The 22,287-nt window shown below is 40.7% G+C and carries 23 protein-coding genes; 19 read left to right on the top strand and 4 right to left on the bottom strand.

Translation table 11 applies throughout. From position 1 onward, the window contains the following. Positions 1-90: 90 nt before the first annotated feature. Positions 91-1,437, bottom strand: a complete 1,347-nt coding sequence (gene gorA / locus ABJV04_RS09305) for a glutathione-disulfide reductase (RefSeq protein WP_348491249.1) — start codon at positions 1,435-1,437, stop codon at positions 91-93. A 187-nt stretch (positions 1,438-1,624) separates the two neighbouring features. On the opposite strand from gorA, the gene prlC reads away from it, so the two are divergent. The 7 genes from prlC to ABJV04_RS09340 all read left to right on the top strand — a co-directional run bounded on the left by prlC (position 1,625) and on the right by ABJV04_RS09340 (position 9,415). Further along, on the top strand, positions 1,625-3,679 hold the full coding sequence (prlC, locus tag ABJV04_RS09310) for an oligopeptidase A (RefSeq protein ID WP_348491250.1): 2,055 nt from the start codon (positions 1,625-1,627) through the stop codon (positions 3,677-3,679). A 25-nt stretch (positions 3,680-3,704) separates the two neighbouring features. Beyond that, positions 3,705-4,406 (top strand): DNA-3-methyladenine glycosylase I, encoded by a 702-nt coding sequence (locus ABJV04_RS09315; protein WP_348491251.1) that lies wholly within the window; start codon positions 3,705-3,707, stop codon positions 4,404-4,406. A gap of 74 nt (positions 4,407-4,480) precedes the next feature. Further along, positions 4,481-5,323, top strand: a complete 843-nt coding sequence (gene ubiE / locus ABJV04_RS09320) for a bifunctional demethylmenaquinone methyltransferase/2-methoxy-6-polyprenyl-1,4-benzoquinol methylase UbiE (protein ID WP_348491252.1) — start codon at positions 4,481-4,483, stop codon at positions 5,321-5,323. After that, positions 5,323-5,964 carry an SCP2 sterol-binding domain-containing protein gene (locus tag ABJV04_RS09325; RefSeq protein WP_348491253.1) on the top strand — a complete coding sequence of 214 codons (642 nt, stop codon included), beginning with the start codon at positions 5,323-5,325 and terminating at the stop codon, positions 5,962-5,964. The genes ubiE and ABJV04_RS09325 overlap by 1 nt, the downstream gene beginning before the upstream one ends. 4 nt (positions 5,965-5,968) lie before the next feature. Continuing rightward, the gene (gene ubiB / locus ABJV04_RS09330; RefSeq protein ID WP_348491254.1) at positions 5,969-7,594 is read left to right on the top strand and encodes a ubiquinone biosynthesis regulatory protein kinase UbiB; all 1,626 of its coding nucleotides are present in this window, start codon (positions 5,969-5,971) and stop codon (positions 7,592-7,594) included. Positions 7,595-7,745: 151 nt separating this feature from the next. Then, the gene (locus ABJV04_RS09335) at positions 7,746-8,381 is read left to right on the top strand and encodes a TetR/AcrR family transcriptional regulator (RefSeq protein ID WP_348491255.1); all 636 of its coding nucleotides are present in this window, start codon (positions 7,746-7,748) and stop codon (positions 8,379-8,381) included. A 56-nt stretch (positions 8,382-8,437) separates the two neighbouring features. Then, positions 8,438-9,415 carry an MDR family oxidoreductase gene (locus tag ABJV04_RS09340; protein ID WP_348491256.1) on the top strand — a complete coding sequence of 326 codons (978 nt, stop codon included), beginning with the start codon at positions 8,438-8,440 and terminating at the stop codon, positions 9,413-9,415. A gap of 122 nt (positions 9,416-9,537) precedes the next feature. Here ABJV04_RS09340 and ABJV04_RS09345 read toward each other — a convergent pair whose 3' ends face one another. Then, entirely contained in the window at positions 9,538-10,500 is a 963-nt protein-coding gene (locus ABJV04_RS09345; RefSeq protein WP_348491257.1) for a glutathione S-transferase family protein, read from the bottom strand. Positions 10,501-10,591: 91 nt separating this feature from the next. Beyond that, entirely contained in the window at positions 10,592-11,509 is a 918-nt protein-coding gene (locus ABJV04_RS09350) for a hypothetical protein (RefSeq protein ID WP_348491258.1), read from the bottom strand. Between the two features lie 118 nt (positions 11,510-11,627). Between ABJV04_RS09350 and tatA the strand changes: the two genes are divergently transcribed. The 12 genes from tatA (at position 11,628) to ABJV04_RS09410 (ending at position 20,741) form a co-directional block, all read left to right on the top strand. After that, the gene (gene tatA / locus ABJV04_RS09355) at positions 11,628-11,879 is read left to right on the top strand and encodes a twin-arginine translocase TatA/TatE family subunit (RefSeq protein WP_348491259.1); all 252 of its coding nucleotides are present in this window, start codon (positions 11,628-11,630) and stop codon (positions 11,877-11,879) included. Between the two features lie 20 nt (positions 11,880-11,899). Beyond that, a complete protein-coding gene (gene tatB, locus ABJV04_RS09360; RefSeq protein ID WP_348491260.1) occupies positions 11,900-12,205 on the top strand; it encodes a Sec-independent protein translocase protein TatB in 306 nt (101 codons plus the stop codon). Beyond that, complete coding sequence (gene tatC / locus ABJV04_RS09365) at positions 12,206-12,976, top strand: twin-arginine translocase subunit TatC (RefSeq protein ID WP_348491261.1); 771 nt, start codon at positions 12,206-12,208, stop codon at positions 12,974-12,976. Further along, entirely contained in the window at positions 12,973-13,500 is a 528-nt protein-coding gene (locus ABJV04_RS09370; protein WP_348491262.1) for a hypothetical protein, read from the top strand. Before tatC ends, ABJV04_RS09370 begins: the two co-directional genes overlap by 4 nt. 125 nt (positions 13,501-13,625) lie before the next feature. Continuing rightward, on the top strand, positions 13,626-14,420 hold the full coding sequence (locus ABJV04_RS09375) for a TatD family hydrolase (RefSeq protein ID WP_348491263.1): 795 nt from the start codon (positions 13,626-13,628) through the stop codon (positions 14,418-14,420). Further along, entirely contained in the window at positions 14,410-16,308 is a 1,899-nt protein-coding gene (locus tag ABJV04_RS09380) for a diguanylate cyclase (protein ID WP_348491264.1), read from the top strand. Before ABJV04_RS09375 ends, ABJV04_RS09380 begins: the two co-directional genes overlap by 11 nt. A 39-nt stretch (positions 16,309-16,347) precedes the next feature. Next, the gene (hemB, locus tag ABJV04_RS09385; protein ID WP_348491265.1) at positions 16,348-17,346 is read left to right on the top strand and encodes a porphobilinogen synthase; all 999 of its coding nucleotides are present in this window, start codon (positions 16,348-16,350) and stop codon (positions 17,344-17,346) included. A 379-nt stretch (positions 17,347-17,725) separates the two neighbouring features. After that, on the top strand, positions 17,726-17,902 hold the full coding sequence (locus ABJV04_RS09390; protein ID WP_303471529.1) for a DUF1328 domain-containing protein: 177 nt from the start codon (positions 17,726-17,728) through the stop codon (positions 17,900-17,902). A gap of 60 nt (positions 17,903-17,962) precedes the next feature. Then, positions 17,963-18,157 (top strand): hypothetical protein, encoded by a 195-nt coding sequence (locus ABJV04_RS09395; protein ID WP_348491266.1) that lies wholly within the window; start codon positions 17,963-17,965, stop codon positions 18,155-18,157. Positions 18,158-18,233: 76 nt separating this feature from the next. After that, on the top strand, positions 18,234-18,407 hold the full coding sequence (locus tag ABJV04_RS09400) for a hypothetical protein (protein WP_348491267.1): 174 nt from the start codon (positions 18,234-18,236) through the stop codon (positions 18,405-18,407). A gap of 87 nt (positions 18,408-18,494) precedes the next feature. After that, a complete protein-coding gene (locus ABJV04_RS09405; RefSeq protein WP_348491268.1) occupies positions 18,495-19,817 on the top strand; it encodes a DUF2254 domain-containing protein in 1,323 nt (440 codons plus the stop codon). Positions 19,818-20,189: 372 nt separating this feature from the next. After that, positions 20,190-20,741: a BON domain-containing protein gene (locus tag ABJV04_RS09410; protein ID WP_348491269.1), complete on the top strand. Its 552-nt coding sequence runs from the start codon at positions 20,190-20,192 to the stop codon at positions 20,739-20,741. A 42-nt stretch (positions 20,742-20,783) separates the two neighbouring features. Here ABJV04_RS09410 and ABJV04_RS09415 read toward each other — a convergent pair whose 3' ends face one another. Next, a complete protein-coding gene (locus tag ABJV04_RS09415; RefSeq protein ID WP_348491270.1) occupies positions 20,784-22,085 on the bottom strand; it encodes an MATE family efflux transporter in 1,302 nt (433 codons plus the stop codon). Positions 22,086-22,287 lie beyond the last annotated feature (202 nt).

The raw sequence follows: 22,287 nt of genomic DNA on the forward strand, positions 1-22,287 counted from the left end.
GTAAAAGTCTCAAAAACAACTGCTAACTTTGGTTAAGTGTGTGCCAAAGTTAGCAGTTGCATAACATCTTAAACTGCTAAATTAGTCGTATTACATAGTGACGTATTCTTCGCCAGACGTGGGGTGAATAGCAACACAGGCATCAAAATCTGCTTTAGTGGCACCCATTTTCATGGCTACACCAAATCCTTGCAGTATTTCATCCATGCCAGCGCCTATGCCATGTAGGCCAACGACTTTTTCTTCTTCACCAGCACAGACTAATTTCATACGTGTCATTTGACGATGTTTAGTCACGGCGGTGTACATTGCGGCAAACCCAGACGTATAGACCTTGATATTGTCTTCGCCATATTCTTTTTTCGCTTCGTCTTCACTCAAACCTATAGTGCCAATTGGCGGGTGACTGAATACCACGGTAGGGATCAACGAGTAATCCATCTGCGCATTGGTTTGCCCATTGAATAAGCGTTCAGACAATAAACGTCCTGATTTCACTGCAACCGGTGTGAGTTCAACATAACCAATGTTATCACCTACAGCATAAATGCCATCTACGTTGGTGTTTTGGAATTTGTCGACTTTAATGTAGCCACGGTCGGTAAGTTCAACACCGGTGTTTTCGATGCCAATTTTATCATTAGCGGGTTCACGTCCAATGGCCCAAACAACACAATCGGTCTCAATTTTTGTACCGTTTTCAAATTCAATGGTTAAAGAGCCATCAGCATTTTTGAGCACTTGAGTGGGAGTTGCGTGGGTGTGAAGTGTGGGGCCATCTTGGGCCATTAGCTCTACTAAAGTTTCTGATAACATGGTATCAAAGTTACGCAAAGGCGCATGTTTACGCACGGCTAAATCAGTTTTTGTCCCCAAAGCATGCATAACTCCAGCAAGTTCCACGGCAATATACCCGGCGCCAATTACAACCGCGCGTTTAGGCTGTTCGTTTAATTCAAAAAAACCGTTCGAATCAATGCCAAACTCAGCTCCAGGAATGCTAGGTATAGTGGGACGACCACCGGTGGCAATTAGAATGTGGTCTGCAGTATATTGTTTGCCATTCACTTCAACGGTATTTTTGTCTACAAAAGTGGCAAAACCTGAAATTAGGGTCACGCCATTTTTTTCAAAACCGCTGCTATAACTACCATGGATGCGTTTTATATAAGCTTCTCTGCTGGCGACTAAGGTTTTCCAATCAAACTTATTGATGGTGACATCAAATCCGTAATCTGGTGCGTATAAGTTAATGGCCTCAGCCACATGAGCACCAAACCACATCACTTTTTTCGGTACACAACCCACATTAACACAAGTACCGCCAACGGCAGTTGCTTCAATTATTGCTACTTTCTTGCCATATCTTGCTGCTCGGTTAGCCGAAGCAATACCACCACTGCCTCCGCCGATACATATATAATCAAAATCTGCCATGTTTTATCCTGGAGTTAATTGTTTTCATAAGGTTATTGTAGATGAACAAAAAGTACAAAGCCTGTGGATACAAATTTCAAACAAAAAGTTCATGTTGGTAATAAAAAACTTCGTCTATCTCTTGTAATTACCTTTATGAGGCCTCACCTACACAGTTCCAACCCTTAAAATATTATTGGATACAGTTATGAATCAAATCGCCGCTCATCATTCTCAATCAGATATAACGTCTTTGCCACAATTTACGCAAATTAAAACGGCGGAAATTAAAGACTCAATCGAAGAGGCGATTACAAACTGTAAAAACACTATTAATCGGGTGTTAGAGCAAGAGACCGTGAGTTGGCAAAATGTCATTCAACCAATTGACGAAATCGATGATCTTTTAAGTAAGCTTTGGTCGCCAGTTTCACATATGAACTCTGTTGTGAGCAATGATGAACTGCGTGAAGCCCATGATGCATGTTTACCACTATTGTCTGCTTATGGCACTTGGGTGGGGCAACATAAAGGCCTTTATGATGCTTATATTCAAATCAAACAATCTGCAGAATTCGCAACGCTAACGGAAGCCCAGCAAAAAGTCATCGACAACGGTATCCGTGACTTCACCTTGTCAGGTGTGGCTTTGGAAGACAGTAAAAAGCAGCGATACGGTGAAATTAAAAGCCGACTTTCGGATTTATCCTCTACATTCAGTAATAACGTAATGGATGCCACCTTAGCGTGGCAAAAGCATATTACCGACAAGTCTGAGTTAGCTGGGTTACCTGACTCCGCCTTAGATGCTGCTCAGCAGTTGGCCCAGAGTAAAGAATTAGAAGGCTGGTTGTTTACTTTAGATATTCCCAGTTATTTACCGGTAATGACTTACGCAGACAATCGGTCTTTACGTGAAGAAATGTATCGCGCCTACACCACCCGTGCCTCAGAATTAGGCCCCAATGGAGGGGAGTTCGATAACACTAAGATAATTGAAGAAACCTTAGCCCTACGTCATGAACTAGCTAACCTTATGGGTTTCAAAAACTACGCAGAACGTTCCTTAGCCACTAAAATGGCGGAGTCTACTGCGCAGGTAACTGGGTTTTTAGAAGACTTAGCAAAACGCTCAAAACCACAAGCCCAAAAAGATTTGCAAGACGTCACTGAGTTCGCAAAATCTCAACATCAAATGAGCGAACTGAAGGCATGGGATTTGGCCTATTACAGTGAAAAACTAAAACAACAAGAATATTCCATTTCAGATGAACAATTGCGCCCTTACTTTCCAGAAAAACAGGTGGTTTCTGGGCTTTTTGAAGTGGTGAACCGCTTATACAAACTAGATATTGTGCAGCGTGAAAATGTTGATGTGTGGCACAAAGACGTAAAATACTACGATATTGTTGATAGTAACGGCGAACTACGTGGCAGCTTCTATCTAGATCTGTATGCACGACCTCGCAAACGTGGCGGCGCTTGGATGGATGAGTGTCAGGTTCGCAGAACCCAAGTGGACGGACAATTACAGTATCCGGTGGCCTATCTTACCTGTAACTTCAATGGACCTGTGGGCGACAAACCTGCGTTGTTTACCCATGATGAAGTGATAACCCTGTTCCATGAATTTGGTCACGGTATCCACCATATGCTGACTAAGGTGGATGTGGCTGGTGTTTCCGGTATCAATGGGGTGCCTTGGGATGCGGTGGAATTACCGAGTCAATTTTTAGAAAATTGGTGTTGGCAACCTGAAGCCTTAGCGTTTATTTCTGGCCATTACCAAACGGGCGAGGCTCTGCCTAAAGACTTGCTAGATAAAATGTTAGCAGCCCGTAATTTCCAATCCGCCATGCAGATGATGCGTCAGTTAGAATTTAGTTTGTTCGATTTCACTTTGCATGAGCAATATCAGCAAGAAAACCCGGTTAATGTACAAAACTTTATTGAGAAAGTCCGCGAAAAAGTGTCGGTACTTAAAGCGCCAGAATTTAATCGCTTTCAAAATAGCTTTGGGCATATTTTCGCGGGTGGATACGCCGCTGGTTATTACAGTTATAAATGGGCCGAAGTGCTCAGTTCAGATGCCTTTAGTCGTTTTGAAGAAGAAGGTATTTTCAATCCTCAAGTGGGCTCAGACTTTTTGCATAATGTGCTGGAAATGGGCGGAAGCAAAGAGCCGATGGCGTTATTTGTGGCGTTTCGCGGCAGAGAGCCAGAGGTTGATGCATTATTACGTCACTCGGGCATTGCCGCTTAACCAACTGAAATTAAGGTAGATAACTTTGGCAACTTTAGAGACCTTTGAGCACCTTTATCAACGCGCTTGTGAGCGAAAAGGTGGTCCTAAAAATTTAGCCCTTTTGTTGTCAAAGCCACTGCCTCCTAACAAGCTTAAAGAGATTGGTGATGATCGTTTTTTAGCGGAGTTCAGTAAAAAGGTTTTTCAGTCGGGCTTTGTGTGGCGAGTGGTACGTAATAAGTGGCCTAATTTCGAGCAGGCTTTTTTCAATTTTGAAATTGAAAAAGTGATTTTAATGCCAGACGAAATGCTTGAAAAAAAAGCACAAGACCCGAGTATTATTCGTAACTACAACAAAGTGAAAACGATTCGCGAAAATGCATTGATGATCCAAGCCGTACAACAAGAAAAAGGCAGTTTTGCTGACTTTGTAGCCCAGTGGCCAAATCACGATATTATTGGTTTGTGGGCTTACCTCAAAAAGCATGGTGCTCGTTTAGGTGGGAATACCGGCCCCTACGCATTACGTGCTATAGGCAAGGATACTTTTATCCTTAGCCAAGATGTGGTGGCTTATTTCACTCAACGAGACCTAATAAGCGGTTCAGCAACATCTAAACGCAGCTTAACCGCCATACAACAGGCATTTAATGATTTTCATCAACAAAGCAATCTATCACTGCAGGAAATCAGTCAAATTATTTCCTATAGTGTCGGGGATAATCACGTTCAAGTTGAATACTGATTCTAACGTCAGCTTTAATAGTCATGCTTGAAGATTTTCGGTAAACTGATGAGATTAGTTTAAAAGGAAATACCATGAGCAATAGCCAAGTACCCGAGTCTGAAATTAAAACCAAGGGCGCAGATAATTCGACCCTACCTCCCTCTCCGCAGGATTCAATAGGTACTCAAGAAGACGATTCCCAAACTCACTTTGGCTTTAAACAAGTTGATAAGACTGAGAAAGCCTCTATGGTGGCGGATGTTTTCCATTCGGTCGCTGCAAAATATGACATTATGAACGACATGATGTCCATGGGGATCCATCGTTTATGGAAACGTTTCACTATTGATTGCAGTGGAGTACGCGCTGGGCATAAGGTCTTAGATTTAGCTGGTGGAACAGGTGATTTAGCCGCTAAGTTTTCTAAAATTGTAGGTGAAAACGGTCAGGTCGTTTTAGCCGATATCAACAATGCCATGTTAAAAGTCGGCCGCGACAAGCTACGCAACAAAGGTGTGGTTGGCAATTTGGAGTATGTTCAAGCCAATGCCGAAATGTTGCCCTTTCCGGATAACTATTTCGATGTCATTACCATTGCTTTTGGACTGCGTAATGTCACCGACAAAGATAAAGCCTTAGGGTCAATGTACCGTGTTTTAAAGCCCGGCGGTCGTCTATTGGTGTTAGAGTTTTCTAAACCACAAAGTGACATGCTAAGTAAAGCCTATGATTTATATTCCTTCCATTTACTGCCTAAAATGGGGAAATTAGTGGCTAATGATAGTGAGAGTTATCAATACTTGGCTGAGTCAATTAGAATGCATCCAGATCAAGAAACCTTGAAAGGCATGATGGAGTCTGTAGGGTTTGAACAAACCACCTATCATAATTTGACAGGGGGCATAGTAGCGCTGCATAGAGGATTCAAATTTTAATGCCAGCAGCCCAACTCGTGTCATCTGGTATTGAAGGTATTATTAATCAATTATTAAAACTTGATGCCAGTTCAGCTTCGCTCCTAAAAAAACTCGCTGGGAAACAGCTCAGCGTTGATATCCATGAATTACCCTGGACTCTGAAGTTTAGTTTTTCTGATCAAGTAGATGTGTTGGTGGTGATGCCTGATGAAGCCCTTCAGAGTGATTGTCACTTAGCGTTATCCTTGTCTACATTACAGAAACTAAAAGACACCAGCCAGATCACCCGCTTGATTCAAAACGGTGAACTTGTGCTTGAAGGTGATGTGGCCATTGCTCAACAGTTTAGTCAGCTAATTACTGAATTAGATATTGATTGGGAAGAGTTGCTCTCGAAATACACCGGGGATGTGCTTGCCCACAACACTTTCAGGTTCGGTAAAAAGCTCATTCACAATGTAAAGTCTCAGGCAAATCGTTTAGCTGTCACTTTAGCGGATGCTGCCATTGAAGAGAAACGTATCGCTGCGCCGCCGATTTTAGTAGTCGATTTTTGTGATCAGGTAGATGAACTGCGAAGTGCCACAGATCGCCTTGATGCAAAGATAAGTCGGTTAGAAAGTCAATCCAGCACCTCATCCAACAAGCAGAGCAGTTAAATCAATGCGTACCCTCCGCCTATACAAAATTAATAAAGTGTTATTGCAACATGGCTTGGACGAGCTAATCCCTGACCATTGGTTGCCTTGGTATGCCAAATTGGGTCGGGCTTGTCAGTTTTGGTTACGCAATCAACATCCTGATAAATCCGTAGGGGAGAGAATCAGACTAGCTTTACAAACCTTAGGCCCAGTTTTCATTAAATTTGGTCAAATGCTGTCTACTCGCAGAGATTTATTGCCTGCAGATATTGCTGATGAATTGGCAATCTTGCAGGATAAAGTCGAACCTTTCGACAGTGAGGTAGCCGTTGATATTATCAAGCGGGCGTTGAATATCACTGAATTGGATGAGCTGTTTGCCAAATTTGAAATCACGCCATTGGCCTCTGCATCCATTGCACAGGTTCACAGTGCCGTATTAAAAAGTAATCAAAAAGAAGTCATTGTTAAGGTGATTCGCCCAGATATTGCTGGGACAATTCATGCTGATATTGAATTAATGCAATCCTTGGCATTTGCAGTGCAGAAGTTATTACCTGATGGTAAACGACTTAGACCTGTGGAAGTGGTTGATGAGTACCGAAAAACCATTGTTGAAGAACTCGATTTAGCCAGAGAAGCGGCCAATGGGATCCAGTTAAAACGAAACTTTGAAGGCGCTGAATCACTCTATATTCCAGAAATATACAGTGACTATTGTTCTACCAATGTGATGGTTATGGAGCGTATTTATGGCATTCCAATTTCCAATATCCAAGCATTAGAAGCACAAAATACCAATATGAAACTGCTCGCTGAGCGGGGCGTAGAAGTTTTCTTTACCCAAGTATTTCGGGATAGCTTTTTCCATGCCGACATGCATCCAGGCAATATTTTTGTGTCAAAAATGCATCCAGACAACCCTCAATATATCGCCATAGATTTTGGTATTGTGGGCACCTTAAATAGAGATGATAAGCGTTATTTAGCAGAGAACTTTATTGCCTTTTTCAATCGTGATTATCGCAAAGTCGCGGAATTACACGTGGACTCTGGCTGGGTACCTGCAGATACTGATATTGAAGCCTTTGAAGTGTCTATTCGTACCGTTTGTGAGCCGATTTTCCAGAAGCCGTTGGCGGAGATTTCCTTTAGTAATGTGTTATTGCAGCTATTCAATACCGCCAGACGCTTTAATATGGTGGTGCAGCCTCAATTGGTTCTGTTGCAAAAAACCTTACTCTATGTAGAAGGCCTCGGGCGCATGCTTTATCCCCAGTTAGATCTATGGCAGACCGCAAAGCCGTTTTTGGAGCAGTGGATGAAAGAGCAGATCGGCGTAGTGGCGATGTTGAAAAAAATTAATGCGAATTTACCTTTCTGGTCAGAAAAACTGCCTGAGATACCTGATTTAATCTACGATAGTTTAAAACAGGTCAAACAGCTACCGGCGCTCCAACAGAAACATTTTGAGCAGCAACAATTGCAACAACGTAGAGCACAGAAAAACCTATTCTATGTTCTCACTGGCTCTACTTTACTTATTCTGGCAGCTATTTTCCCTCTTTACGTCAGCAATTATATACCCAGTATTATCTTAGCTGGGGGCGGTTTAGGAGCGTGGTTGTATGCCTGGTTTAGGCATTAACTTCCTTGTACTCTAAGTGCAATCATAAACGCAAAATAAAACATCAAAACGCCCACAGAGGCGGTCATAAAATCAATCCGCATTTTTAGTCATTTCAGATTAATAAAACCATAATTTGCATTTTACTAGACGATCGGTCTATTATATCCATATGAACACAACAAAATTACAAACACCTAGGCGGGGTAGGCCCCCAAAAGTGGCTCGTGACAATCATGATACACGGGCAGAGCTGATCCGCAGTGGTTTAGAACTTTTAACCGAGCAAGGGTTTTTCGCTTCGGGTATTGATAAAATACTCAAAAAAGTAGGTGTGCCTAAAGGTTCCTTTTATCATTATTTTGCTAGTAAAGAGGCATTTGGCCGTGCAGTAATTGAAAGTTATGCTAGTTATTTTGCTAACAAATTAGACGTCCACCTGCTCAATACTGACTTCGATCCTATTCAACGAATTTGTCATTTTGTTGCAGATGCCAAAGGGGGCATGCAGAAACATCAGTTTAAGCGAGGTTGCTTAGTTGGCAACCTAGGACAAGAAGTGGATGTGTTACCAGAAAGCTTTCGAGGCTTGTTACTCGATATCTTTATGGATTGGCAAGCTCGAATCGAAGCCTGTTTACGTGAGGCGCAACAACAAAAGTTAATTGCAAAAGATGCAAATTGTGCGCTTTTGGCAGAGTTCTTTTGGCTGGGATGGGAAGGTGCTGTGAGTCGCGCTCGATTAGTTCAAGACGCTCAACCCCTAGACAATTTTTTATCACAATTTATCGACGGATTACCAAGATAGTAGCTTGGTTTTTATTTTAACTATTTATAGACGACTGGTCTATATTCGGAGGAAATATGTTTCAAGGTATATTAATTAACAAAGACGACAACGGCTATCAGGTTGAATTAAAAGAGCTGGATGACAGTATTCTGCCAGAGGGAGATGTGACTATTAAAGTGACTCACAGCACCTTAAACTACAAAGATGGTTTAGCTATCACTGGCAAGAGCCCTGTTGTTAGAAAATTTCCCATGGTACCTGGAATTGATTTAGCGGGTATCGTTGAACATTCAGAAACTGATAAATTCAAGGTAGGCGATAAAGTCTTGCTCAATGGTTTTGGTGTGGGTGAAGTCCATTGTGGTGGATTAGCGCAGAAAGCCCGCCTCAAAAGTGAGTGGCTAATACCTTTGCCAGAAGCCTTTACCGCGAGCCAAGCTATGGCCATAGGTACCGCCGGTTATACTGCCATGTTGTGTGTTATTGCCCTTGAAAAAAATGGTGTCACACCAGACAAAGGGTCCGTCTTGGTAACCGGTGCTAACGGTGGAGTGGGAAGTTTTTCCATTAGCCTTTTAGCTAAATTAGGTTATCAGGTTGTTGCATCAACAGGTCGCCCAGAACAAGCTGAGTATTTGAAAAAGCTAGGTGCTAGCGAGATCATTGACCGTGCAACACTATCTGAGGCTGGCCGTCCCCTTGGCAAAGAACAGTGGGCAGGCGCCGTTGACTCAGTAGGAAGCCATACCTTGGCAAATATTTGCGCAGGTCTTAAATACGGTGGAACAGTTGCAGCCTGTGGCTTAGCTCAAGGAATGGACTTCCCCGCCTCAGTGGCACCTTTTATCCTGCGAGGAATCACTCTAGCGGGGATTGACAGTGTAATGCGTCCTCTGGCAGATCGTATTGAAGCGTGGCAACGTCTAGGCGAGCTACTTGAACCCTCAACCTTAGATGATATTGCGAACAATATTACCTTGAGTGAGGTGGTAAGCACCGCAGAGGAGTTGCTTAAGGGCAATGTTCGCGGAAGAGTGGTGGTGACTTTATAGTTGTTAAGGTTGCAATTACTACTGTGTACTAATGATAGTTTGTTAGAGCCATATTAACGGTTTTGTCAGCCTAATCCCCAGTACGAGCTAATTTACTTGTACTGGGGGATTATTACCGGGATTTAAGGCAATAAATGGCGATTATGGGGTTCCCACAAGTCCATTACTGGCCCTGCGGGTATAACTTGCGTTGGATTGTATTGGGTATGGCTAAAATAGTAGTGTCGTTTAATATGGACAAAATTAACGGTTTCAGCCACTTTTGGGTATTGATATAGCTCTCGCAAATAACCGGATAGATGGGGATAGTCAGCTATACGGCGAATATTGCACTTAAAATGCCCCACATAAACAGCATCGAACCTTACTAGGGTCGTAAACAACCGCCAATCTGCTTCGGTAATTTGTTGACCTACCAAATAGCGCTGTTTAGCGAGTCTTTGCTCCAGCCAATCAAGGGTTTCAAACAAAGGAATAACCGCATCCTCGTAAGCCATTTGATTCGTTGCAAAACCCGCTTTATACACACCATTGTTTATATTGTTGTAGACACGATCATTTATTTCATCAATTTCTTCGCGCAAATCCTGAGGGTAGTAATCTGTATGATTATTGGTAAGCGAATTAAACTGAGAGTTGAAAATTCGAATGATTTCAGCAGATTCGTTATTTACTATGGAGTTGGTTTTTTTATCCCACAGCACAGGAATAGTTACACGACTAGTAATATCCTTCTGAGCCTTCGTATAGACTTGATGCATAAAATCGAAATTGAATAGCTTGTCTCCAGTGGCATCTGGAAACTCAGCAAACTCCCAACCATTTTCCAACATATCCGGAGCGACAACGGAAACATCGATATGTGATTCTAAATCTTTTAACTTCCTGAAAATTAGGGCTCGGTGTGCCCAAGGACACGCAAGAGCAACGTATAAATGGTAACGTCCTGATTCAGGCGTGTATTTTGCGTCGGGTTGAGTCGATATTTGTGCTCTAAACTTGGAGGCTTGTCTTTCAAACTTTCCTCCACTTGATTCTGTGTCATACCACTTATCAACCCATTTTCCATCTACTAACAATCCCATATATCCTCCTTTGTTATTGATGACAATATGACTGCTAAGATTTGCTACGGCTGAAAAACACTAATGGCGCACATTGATGCATAAATTGTGTTCAACGCTCGCCAAAATAACCTTCAATACGCAAAGCAAGACCATAGGATGCGGAAAAATGCTCATTGCGACGCCATAAAATAAAAGGTTCAACTTCGTAGAATAGCCAATTTCTTTTGGTTTGTTTGCGCAATTTTACACTGACTAAATGTTCTTCAAGGCGGTAGTTTGGTTGCGTTATCCCTTCTATGTAATAACCATAGATGACAGCACTTGTATCATTAATTTGTTTAAACCCTTGCCAACTATGCTGCCATAACCAATCGTTGCTTCTGTCTCTATACTCAAAGCGGTTGTGATACCTCAGTAACAAGTGTTTGGAATAGTCGTAGTCGAAGGTCAGGCTTAGGGATGTACCAAATTTATCTCGGTTATAATAGTAAATTGAAGCGTCGTAGCGCATCTCCAATGAGTTGCTTAAGCTTAATGCATCTCGGTATCTTGATTTGGCGTAATATTGAAACCTACGACCGAAGCCAATTCTATGGGATAGGCCACTGTCGGGGGACACTTTATAACGTAATGCCAAATTGATACTGTCTTCCCGATTAAATTGACTATTTCCACTACTCCCAATTTTATCGTCTTGGTCTTCATCAAAGTCGGTCAGGATCAAATCGACTCGGTTTTTTAGATTTGGAAGCTTAACTCTTACCTTCAAACGCGCTTCAAATTCTTCTAAACTTCTTGATCTCGGTTCAATTCCAAGGCGCAGACGGACTTCTCCAAGTGCTTTTTGGTCTTCTTGGAGGTTTTCATTGGCAAAAAAGTTGTCAAACCATTGAGCGGTATCTAAAACAGACTCAGAAATATTTTTATGCATGGAATCAAGCCACACAGCTTGTTCTTCTTGGGCTGACACGGTTTTACTAAAATGCAAAGTTAGAAAGAATAATGCAACAATTCTAAAATTAGGCAAACTTACTGCTCCAAATAGGGTCTATAAATCATGCTCTTTTTTTATCTATGTATCAAATCCAGTGACGTTTCAATTTAGCTACGTATAATAGCCTTACTAAATTTATAGGAGTTTTCAAATGGGTAATATTGGTTGGGCGCAATTGTTGATTGTTTTGGTTATCGTTTTACTGTTGTTCGGAACCAAAAAGTTACGTTCTTTAGGTGGTGATTTAGGCTCCGCAGTAAAAGGGTTTAAGAAAGCGGTATCCGATAAAGATGCTGACTTTGAAGATGACTCGGCAAAAAAAACTGAAGAGAAAATTGAATCCAAAGAGCAAAATGTCCAGCAACAGAATGAAGCTGAAAAGCAACATCAGAAAACTGAATAGTTGAAAAGAAAAACTAGCTTATGTTTGATATCGGATTCTTAGAAATACTGGTCGTGGGTATCCTTGCGCTGTTAGTGCTTGGCCCTGAACGTCTACCAGGCGCTATGCGGAGTGTGGCAAAAACATTTCGCAGCGTGCGCTCAATGGCGTCGGGATTTAAGCAGGAAGTGGAAGAGCAACTGCGGGTTCATGAGTTGCATGAAAACCTAAAAAAAGCAGAACAGCAGGGGCTAGAAAATTTGTCTCCTGACCTGCAAAAAACGGTTGATGAATTAAAAGCATCCGCAGAATCTGTCAATAAGCCTTATGATAAAGATAAACCTTAAATGTCTGATCCAAATAGTTTTATTTCTCATTTAATTGAATTGCGTAGCCGCTTATTAAAGGCGGTTTTAAGTATATTGGTGATATTTGTACCTTTGGCCTTCTTTGCCCAAGATTTATATCATTTGTTGGCAACTCCATTGTTAAACGCAATGCCTAACAATTCCCAAATGATTGCTACTGACGTAGGCGCACCATTTTTTGCGCCTTTTAAATTAACCTTAGTGTTGTCATTCTTTCTTGCTATCCCTTTTGTGCTTTATCAAGTTTGGGGTTTTATCGCACCAGGTTTATACCGCAATGAGAAAAAGTTAATCGCCCCCTTACTATTATCAAGTACCTTGCTTTTTTACGCTGGGATCGCGTTTGCCTATTTTGTAGTTTTTCCCGTTATTTTCGCCTTTTTTGCGGGTATTGAAATTAGCGGTGTCGCATTTACCACTGATATTAGTAGCTATCTTACTTTTGTTTTAAAACTGTTTTTCGCATTTGGTCTGGCGTTTGAAATTCCCATTGCCGTAATCTTAATGTGTTGGGTCGGGATTACTGATGCAGCCTCATTAAGAGCAAAACGCCCTTATGTCATCGTTGGTGTGTTTGTGGTGGGCATGTTATTGACTCCCCCAGATATTATTTCTCAGTCATTGTTAGCCGTTCCTATGTGGATATTATTTGAGATTGGAATAATGATTGGTGCCTTGTACACACCAAATGCAGATGATGACGACGAAGTTGAAAAAGAAGAAGAAAAAAATAACCAGGAAGTATCATGAAGAAATTAATCACCTTAGTGCTATCAATCAGTGTTTACGCAACCAGTATATCTGTGCAAGCTGAATCCATTGGTGACGCGCTTAAAAATTGTGGGCAAGTTCAAAATAGCCTGAAACGTTTAGTATGTTACGACAAAATCGTTAATCAATTGAACAGTTATGGTGGAGTGCAGGATTTGATGCAAGTTCCAGCCCCTTTACCAGCTAACAGACCTTCGGCACCTCAAAATGCTAATCCTGACAATGCAAATCAAACCGAGCGTAATGCGGAATTTGGTAGACAAGCGAAATTACCGGAAAACACCGACGATAAGATTTATGCAACTGTGGTCAGTGTCACCCGAGATGGCAAGAAACGCGCTATCTTTAAATTGGACAATGGTCACCTTTGGCGTGAACAAGAGGCCACTAACTTTAAAGTAAAAGCCAATGATGTTATCTACATTGAGCGAGGGGCTTTAGGTTCTTATCATTTAGGAAGAGACGACCAAAATCGCCGAATTCGAGTAAAGCGTATTAATTAATCTCGGTATGAAGTAGGTGGCTATTTAAACCTGTAGTCACCTCCCTCAATACTACTTACTATTTAACAGCTGTATAATAAACCGATAAAAAATTGGTATGTTTATTCTGGGTAAGGAATAGTGGTTTGGCACATTGGTTTGATATTGGGATAAATTTACCTGACAAGCGCTTGCTCTTGCCAGATGTCGTTGAGCATGCCCTAAATGCAGATGTAACGGGTATGCTACTTATTGGAACTGACGTTCAACAAAGTCAGGATGCGCTTTCGATTGCGCAGCAATTCCCGCAAACATTATTCTCCACTGCGGGTATACATCCCCATTACGCAAAAGATGCTACACCTGATTTTATTCAGCAATTAAGTCATTTGGCAAATAATCAAAAGGTTGTTGCCATAGGTGAATGTGGGCTTGATTTCAATCGTAACTTTTCCCCTCCAGCCACTCAATTACGGATATTTGAGCAGCAACTAGAATTAGCTTGTGAATTACAGTTACCTGTTTATTTACATGAACGAGACGCTTTCTCTGAGCAAATCGCGCTATTAAAAACCTATTCTTCTAAGTTAGCTGGAGCCGTGGTTCATTGCTTTACGGGCAATCTGAAGGAAATGGAAGCCTACTTGGAGTTGGGTTTTTACATTGGTGTGACCGGCTGGGTTTGTGATCCTAAACGCGGTGAATCCCTAAGAGAAGCCGTATTGGAGTTACCATCAGATAGAATGTTACTAGAAACGGATTCTCCTTATTTATTTCCCAAAACCTTAAAAGCCAAGTCCCGCAATAATCAACCAGCAAATATTCCTCATATTGCTGAATATATTGCGAATTTGCGCAATCAAAAACTTCAAGACTTGCAGCAAAGCTGTTGGCAAAATACTATGAATTTATTTGCAGTAGGCGCAAATTTTGAAAACTAACAATAACCAGCAGAGCATCCATAAGACTTGGTATATTGGATTAGTTATTCTGCTGGGATTAATCAGTATTTTTTCGATTGCAAAACTTGGCTCTGCCAACGACTATTTGTTAGAAATCAATAGAGGTACGCTTTATCTCGAAGACACCACTAACTCCCTCAGCATAGAGCAATTACGCAATTATCAGAACTCCCAATGGAGTGAAGAAACGTCAGAGGTTTTAGCGTATGGCATGAGTAAACATCCTTACTGGTTTAAGTTTTTCCTGCCGAATAACTTAAGTGATACCCCTAAAATTCTAGAAGTAGACTATGTCATGCTCGACAAGGTGGATATTTGGTTTTTTAGTAGTGGTAAATTAATTTCCGAATACCATGAAGGGGACAGTTACCCGTTTAGCAATCGTCAGATAGAAAGTGAAAAGTTACTCTTCCCAGTTCCCGAATCAGAGCAAAGAATATCAGTAATTGTTAAAGTCGAAACCACTGGCACACTGAAAGTACCCTTGCGAGTGTGGGATGAAAAACAATATTTAATTTATTCTGGTGAGCAAAATTTACTTTTAGGCCTATTTTTTGGCTTTATGGTTGCAATGGCCCTTAGTAATTTATTCTTCTACGTTTCCACCAGAAACCCAAGCTTCCTAAGTTATAGTTTTTATGTGGTGTCTGTGGCTTTAACCTTAGCGACTATGCATGGTGTTGGATTTAAATACCTTTGGCCTGATTGGGTATGGTTACAAAGCCGCAGTGTAGGTATTTTCGCTACTCTGACTATTTTGTTTGCTTGCGTTTGTACCCGACAATTACTTGAAGTGTATAAACATAGTCAAAATCTAGACAGATTATTAAAATACGCCATTTGGTGGATATCCTTATCGGTACTTGCCAGTCTGATTGTCCCCTATTACTACTACATAATGTATTTCCTCGTGGCCTTGTGTTTTTCATCCCTCTTGGTTTTTATTGTGTCTTTATTGCTAATGTGGCGTGGTGTCAAACTTGCTCGTTTATATCTACTCGCATGGTCTGTTTTAATTGTGGCGGGCTTTTTAGCTGGACTAGAAAGTTCGAATTTACTCGATATCAATATACCCGCACAATATTTTGTGATGCTAGGCGCGGCTATTGAAACTTTTATGTTGGCCTTTGTTTTAGTCATCTCATATACCATTCAACGCGACGAGCAGTATCAAAATCAAGAGCTTGCTTTACTTGAAGAGCGAATGGCTAGAGAAGCCCAAGAAAAAGCCCTCAAGTTAAAAGAAGAAGCACAAGAGAGTTTAGAATACAGCGTGCAAGAGCGAACACTTGAGTTGGAAATTGCTTTACGAGAATTATCCGAAACAAATAATGAATTAGAGCAGCAAACACGAACCGATAGTCTTACAGGGATCCGCAATCGCAAACATTTTGATAAAAAATTCCAGGCCGAAGCTCGTCGATGCCGACGTGAACGCTCAGATTTATCGTTGATTATGTTAGACATCGATCATTTTAAGAATGTTAATGATACTTATGGGCACGTTGCTGGTGATGAGGTCATTAAACATGTGGCAAAAGTGCTGAAACAGAACTTAAAACGTACCACCGATGATGCTTGTCGTTACGGTGGCGAAGAGTTTGCTCTTATTTTGCCCAATACAGATTTCGATGGCGCTAGATCTTTAGGTGAGAAGCTCAGAGAAATCATTGAAAATACGGTCACTGAAGTTGATGGTCTACAACTTAAAGTGACTATTAGTGTTGGTGTTGCTTCTACTGTTGTAAGCGGAGTAGATGATGAAAAAAGTCTACTAGAAAGTGCGGATAAAGCCTTGTATCAAGCCAAACGTGATGGCCGAAATAGGGTCAGAAGTATACATCTACATCCCCGTGATATCGTTTGAAATTTGCAAAGTTGAAAAATTAAAGAGGTAGAGGTTTTTATGTTCGAACAAAAGTTTCCTGCTAATCGTATGAGAAGAATGCGCAGACACGAATTTACCCGTGAGATGATGGCAGAGAATACCTTATCAGTGAAGGATCTCATTTACCCTATGTTTGTTGTCGAGGGAACACAACAACGAGTGCCTGTTCCATCTATGCCTGGTGTTGAGCGTTTATCAATAGACTTATTGGTAGAGGAAGCCAAAGAGCTAGTCGAGCTTGGCATACCAGCCATTGCTATTTTTCCGGTAACGCCCCTGGAAATAAAGACGGAATGTGCGAGTGAAGCATTTAATCCACAAGGCTTAGCGCAGCGAGCGGTTAGAGCAATTAAGCAGAATGCGCCAGATATTGCAGTGTTGACGGATGTGGCACTTGACCCATTTACTTCCCATGGGCAAGACGGCTTACTCGATGAAACTGGGTATGTATTAAATGATGAAACCTGTGAAGTATTGGTTAAACAAGCGTTATCCCACGCTGAAGCAGGCGCAGATATAGTTGCTCCTTCTGATATGATGGATGGACGTATTGGTATCATTCGTCAAGCGTTAGAAGAGCATGGCTACATCAATACCTGCATCATGGCTTATTCAGCAAAATACGCTTCTAATTACTATGGCCCGTTTCGTGATGCTGTCGGTTCTGCCGGTAACATAAAGGGCGGAAATAAGCATAGTTACCAAATGGATCCCGCCAACTCTGACGAAGCTTTACATGAAATTGGCCTTGATCTAAAAGAAGGTGCGGATATGGTTATGGTTAAACCTGGTATGCCTTACTTAGATATCGTACGACGCTGTAAAGATACCTTTCAAGTCCCTACTTTTGCCTATCAAGTCAGTGGTGAGTATGCCATGCATAAAGCGGCATTTGATAACGGTTGGCTAAATGAAGAAGCGGTTATCATGGAATCCTTACTGGCATTTAAACGGGCAGGAGCAAACGGTATATTAACTTATTTTGCCAAACAAGCAGCACAAATACTGGCGAGATAACTTTTTGTTAATGTCCCACCTAGCTTACTATCCTATAGTGAACATTACAGACATCGAATAACAAAAATGCGTGGCCAAGCATAGTTAACGTTAATTGTGCTTGGCTTATATCTACTCACCTCTTTTCTAAACTTTAGCTTTATCAGACATTCCTCTTTACTAATTTTAGTCAAACCCAACTAAGTACAGATTCATCACATAACAAATGTGAAAAAGTTTCTATCGCTAGTGTACTTTTTGCAAATAAACCCCGAAGGCGATTTAACTCAAATCATCCGGAATTGTATTATGTCTATATATATCAGTATCTTATGTTTTTATTTTTAGTTGGCATGTAAAACGCATTACAAATATCGAACACAAACAAAAGGAGAATATTATGTTGAGCTGGGCACTAACATTTTTAGTTATAGCAATTATCGCAGCTGTATTTGGTTTTGGTGGAATAGCTGGTACCGCAGCCGGAATCGCGAAAATTATCTTTTTTGTATTCGTAGTTTTACTTGTGATTTCACTAATAGCGAATGCACTACGTGGCAAAGGTCCGAAAGTCTAGCGAACTTTGCTAACACCACTTATTTAGATTTAAAACAATATTAAAGTAACGGAGAAACACATGAAAAATTTTAAACATACCCTTCAAATACTATTAGTTGCTGGTTCAGTATTTGCACTAGCTGCATGTGAGCAAGGTCCTGCAGAGGACGCTGGCGAAAGTGTTGATGAAATGGTTACCGATGCAGGTAACGCCCTTGAGGATGCTTGTGAAGATGTGAAAGAAGGCGTAAAAGCTGAAGATCAAGACTGTTAATCTACTCAAGATTAATAACATCCAAGCAAACTAAAAGGGCTCTTAGAGCCCTTTTGTACTTTAAACGAGGTGACTTATGGACTTTAAATTAATAATTATCGCTTTAGTAGTTAGTGTTGGTTTTTTTGTAACATCAACGGGACTTGCTGGTGGAAGCCCAATTTATACGTTCTTAGCTTCTTTTGGCTTATTTATGATTATACTAGTCATTAGTATGCTGCTTTTTGCCAAGAAAAAATCGAAAAAATAAACTGACGTATAAGCCTTCCTTGCAGCTTAAAGGCAAGGCTGACGCTTTCACAATACAGTGGAATTGGTTTGATAAAAGGAACTATTAATGAAAAACCTAGCCAGTCTAGACAAGCTTTTTGATTCAATAAAAACTAGTTTCTGGTTCGTTCCACTATTAATGGTTATTACTTCCATTTTTTCAGCTTGGTTAATGGTCTGGATTGATCATGCTCAAGCCTGGGGAAAGTTAGATTGGCTTCCCTTTTTATACGAAACCGAGCAAAGCACCTTGCTTTCCTTACTCAACACCATCGCCGCTTCAATGATAACGGTTACCAGTATCGCCTTTTCTATAACAATTGTTACCTTAACCTTAGCTTCATCTCAATTCGGTCCGCGCTTAATTCGTAATTTTATGGACGACAGAGGGACTCAAGTGGTCTTGGGAACCTTTATATCAATATTTTCATACTGTCTGGTGCTAATTTATTCCATGAGCTTAGATTCAAATCAGGGCATCAAAATGGGTTTGGCTATTATTTGGTGTCTGTTAGCGACATTATTTAGTGTTTTTGTCCTTATCTATTTTATTCATCATGTTTCACGCTCAATTCAAGCTGATAACGTCATTAACGAGCTTTGCGACGAAATTAACCATTCCCTTGAGCCTCTATTCTGTGCTGAGACTACACCTAAATTAGGTAAAGAGGTGGGAAAAACGTTTTCTTATACTTTGACAATACTCGCTGAGCAAAGTGGTTATTTACAGCTGTTGAGTAATGATAAATTGCTGGAAATTGCCAGCAAACATGATCTTTTTATTGAGTTTAAATGGCGACCTGGTCATTTGATCAATGAAGGAGCTGAACTAGCGACTTTGAAAAGTTTAAAACCTATCCAAGATGGATTATCTAGCCTTGTAAATCAAAGTTGTGTCATCGGCAGTAATCGAACACCGATTCAAGATCCCGAGTATGCAATACATCAAATGGTAGAAATTGCCGTGCGTGCTCTGTCTCCTGGGGTTAATGATCCCTATACGGCGATTACTTGCGTTGATAAGTTATGTGTAGTGCTTTGCAATATATCAAAACAAGAATTACATTCAGGGGAATACTACGATCAAGATGGTATTTTGAGGTTACGCCGAAATCCCTATGATTTTGAGGGGGTAGCTAATTCTGCGTTTGATCAGATTCGCCAGTATTCTGTAAGTTCTGTGGCGGTAAGTATCCGATTAGTCGAGAGTTTATACCGCATTGCCTCGATAACTGATAAACCTGATATTCATTCGATTATCCTGCGCCAATTAGTGGCAATTGAGCAAGGAAAAGAACATGTTCAATATACCGAGCAAGACTCAGAAGATTTCACTAAAAGTGTGCTCAAAGTTAAAAACTTACTTAAAACTACATCATTGCAGTCCTAACCAAACTGATTGGTGGAGTTTTGATTTATTAAGTCATTCAGACCGCCAGTCCATTCATCGTCAGTAATATTCACTTTAAATTTACTGGCAATAGTTAGATGCCTCAACCTTTGCCGAACTCACGGCTTAAAGGTTATTCAACCTTATGATAAACCATACTACTTAGACTAAACGTCGCTGTTTCCAATGCCATTAACACCTTCAAATTTACTTCTTTTAATGCTGTAGAAATTACATTTGAGTATTTCAAAACTACATGACATTTTTCGAGGTTAATATTTAATTTTTAAAATTAGCATAATAATCAAGTGGTTACGTGTTGGCATTGAATTGGCATTAGTAAAAGTGTCTAAACAAAAAGGAGAGACTGATATGAAACGTACTACTTGTTCACTAATTATAGCCGCTGCTTTAACAACTGCTTCAATGAGTGCTAACGCAGAAAACGAATGGTCAGATAAAGCAAAAGATGCATGGATTGATGGTAAAGCTGAAACTACTTTACTGTTCAATGGCAATCTAGATTCTTTCGATATTAATACTGACGTTAAAGATGGCGTTATTGTCTTAACTGGTAAAGTTAACACCGATGTAGACAAAGCCCTGGCCGAAGAACTTATGCTATCCCTAGACGGTGTAGATGACGTTGATAACCAGCTAACAGTTATCACTGATGAAGAAGATTCTGACACAGCGCAAATTATGCAATCTTTAAAAGATTCTAAAGTAGAATCGGTAGTGAAAACACGCCTACTGTTTGAGTCAGAAGTTAGCGGTACCGATATCGAAGTTGAAGTTGAAGACGGTATTGTAACCCTCACCGGAGAGCTTGATTCAAACGCTGAGCGTGAGTTAGCAGTTACTATTGCTGAAAATACTGATGATGTGAGAAATGTTGTTTCCAACCTTACTATTGGTAAATAACATCATCGGGTATTACTAAAAAAAGCGCCTCTGGCGCTTTTTTTATTGGGCAATTAAACGCTTTATATAAAATTGCTTGTAACGGTAAAACGGAAGCACTTTAAGAAGTTCTTCTATGGGTATCATTGCAAATGCCCAAAACACTGAAACCTCGAAATGTAGAATTAAAAGTGCGCATATTGGCAGCGAAATCGCCCACTGGGTGATAAAGTGAATTTTTAATACTAGATTACTATTTCCTAAAGCTCGTAGAATATTTCCCGTCACAGTATTGTAGGCTCTGATTATCGGTAGAATCATGTACAACGGAGCTATGAGCAATAAAGCCATTTGCACTTCATTCTCGATATCTGGGTAAATATACTGAATATTCTGGCTCAAAATCAAAAAGATTAGGGCGATTACAATTGATATGATCATGCCGATTTTAATGCATTTAGCGATGAACAATTTCAGGTCTTGTTTCTCTATTTGCCCCAATGCCTGACTGATGCTGATTGCAGAAGCTTGAGCCCAAGCGTTTGGAAATTGGGTGCCAGCACGTACCCAAGGAAAGATTAAAGTAATGGCTACAAAAGCGTATAGATCCAATTGAGCAAATAATAATTGGTAGACGGTTGCGCCAACAAATAGAACAAAAAAGTTAGCTGCAATGGGATATATCTCGGCGAATTGCGGTCGTATTTCAGTGAGTAGTGGTCTATTTACCGGATAAGTGATGTCCACTTTTTTATTTAATTTAAGGGCAAAGAATAAAAATACAGCTCTTAAAAGCACTGAAATCAAACTTCCCCAGGCTGCCCCTTCTAATCCCACTCCTGGGTAGTCAGCTACACCATTGATGAGGAAGTAACTTAATAGTGCATTCACCGGCAGTTCAATCATAAATCCTTTAAGGGGCACCATAGTATTTCCTATGCCATTGCAAAATGCCGTACTCACTTGGGTGTATGCGGTGAGCAATACAATGTACTTAATAATTGAAATGTATGATTCGGTTAATTTTGCGAGTTCGGGGTTATCGGTGATGCCGGCAACGAGTTGAGAACTAAACAAGGTTAAAACGAGCATAAAGATTAAAGCAGTAGAGATATTTATGACTAACCCTGACCAATAGGCAATAGCAAGTTCGGCTTGGCTCTTTGTACCAAATGCGCGACCAACCAGAAGCTGTATACCGTTGCCAATTGCGATTTCAATTCCCAATACAAAAGCAACAATAGTGGTGGCAATGCCCATGGCGGCGACTGGCAGTTCACCTAAAGGTGCAACTAACAATGTATCAATCATCAACATGGACTGAACTAGCAAGGCGTTAAATGCGAGAGGCCATGCAAGTGCCATATTTCTTTTGATTTGAGAATTGGAATTTATCAATGGATTATCTTTTTAAAAAGGCGTCAAAATTACTAAAGTTTTGTTGGGCTTACTTTGCGTTCACTATCATTTAAGCCACATTAGATGAGGTTCAGGAGCCACCAAAGAATATTATCCCATAGCAAACCATAATATGTAACTAAAGGAAGTGGGTTAGCGGTTTTGCCCT

Origin of the sequence: Aliiglaciecola sp., from assembly GCF_039982535.1 — a bacterium.
Classification (GTDB): domain Bacteria; phylum Pseudomonadota; class Gammaproteobacteria; order Enterobacterales; family Alteromonadaceae; genus Aliiglaciecola.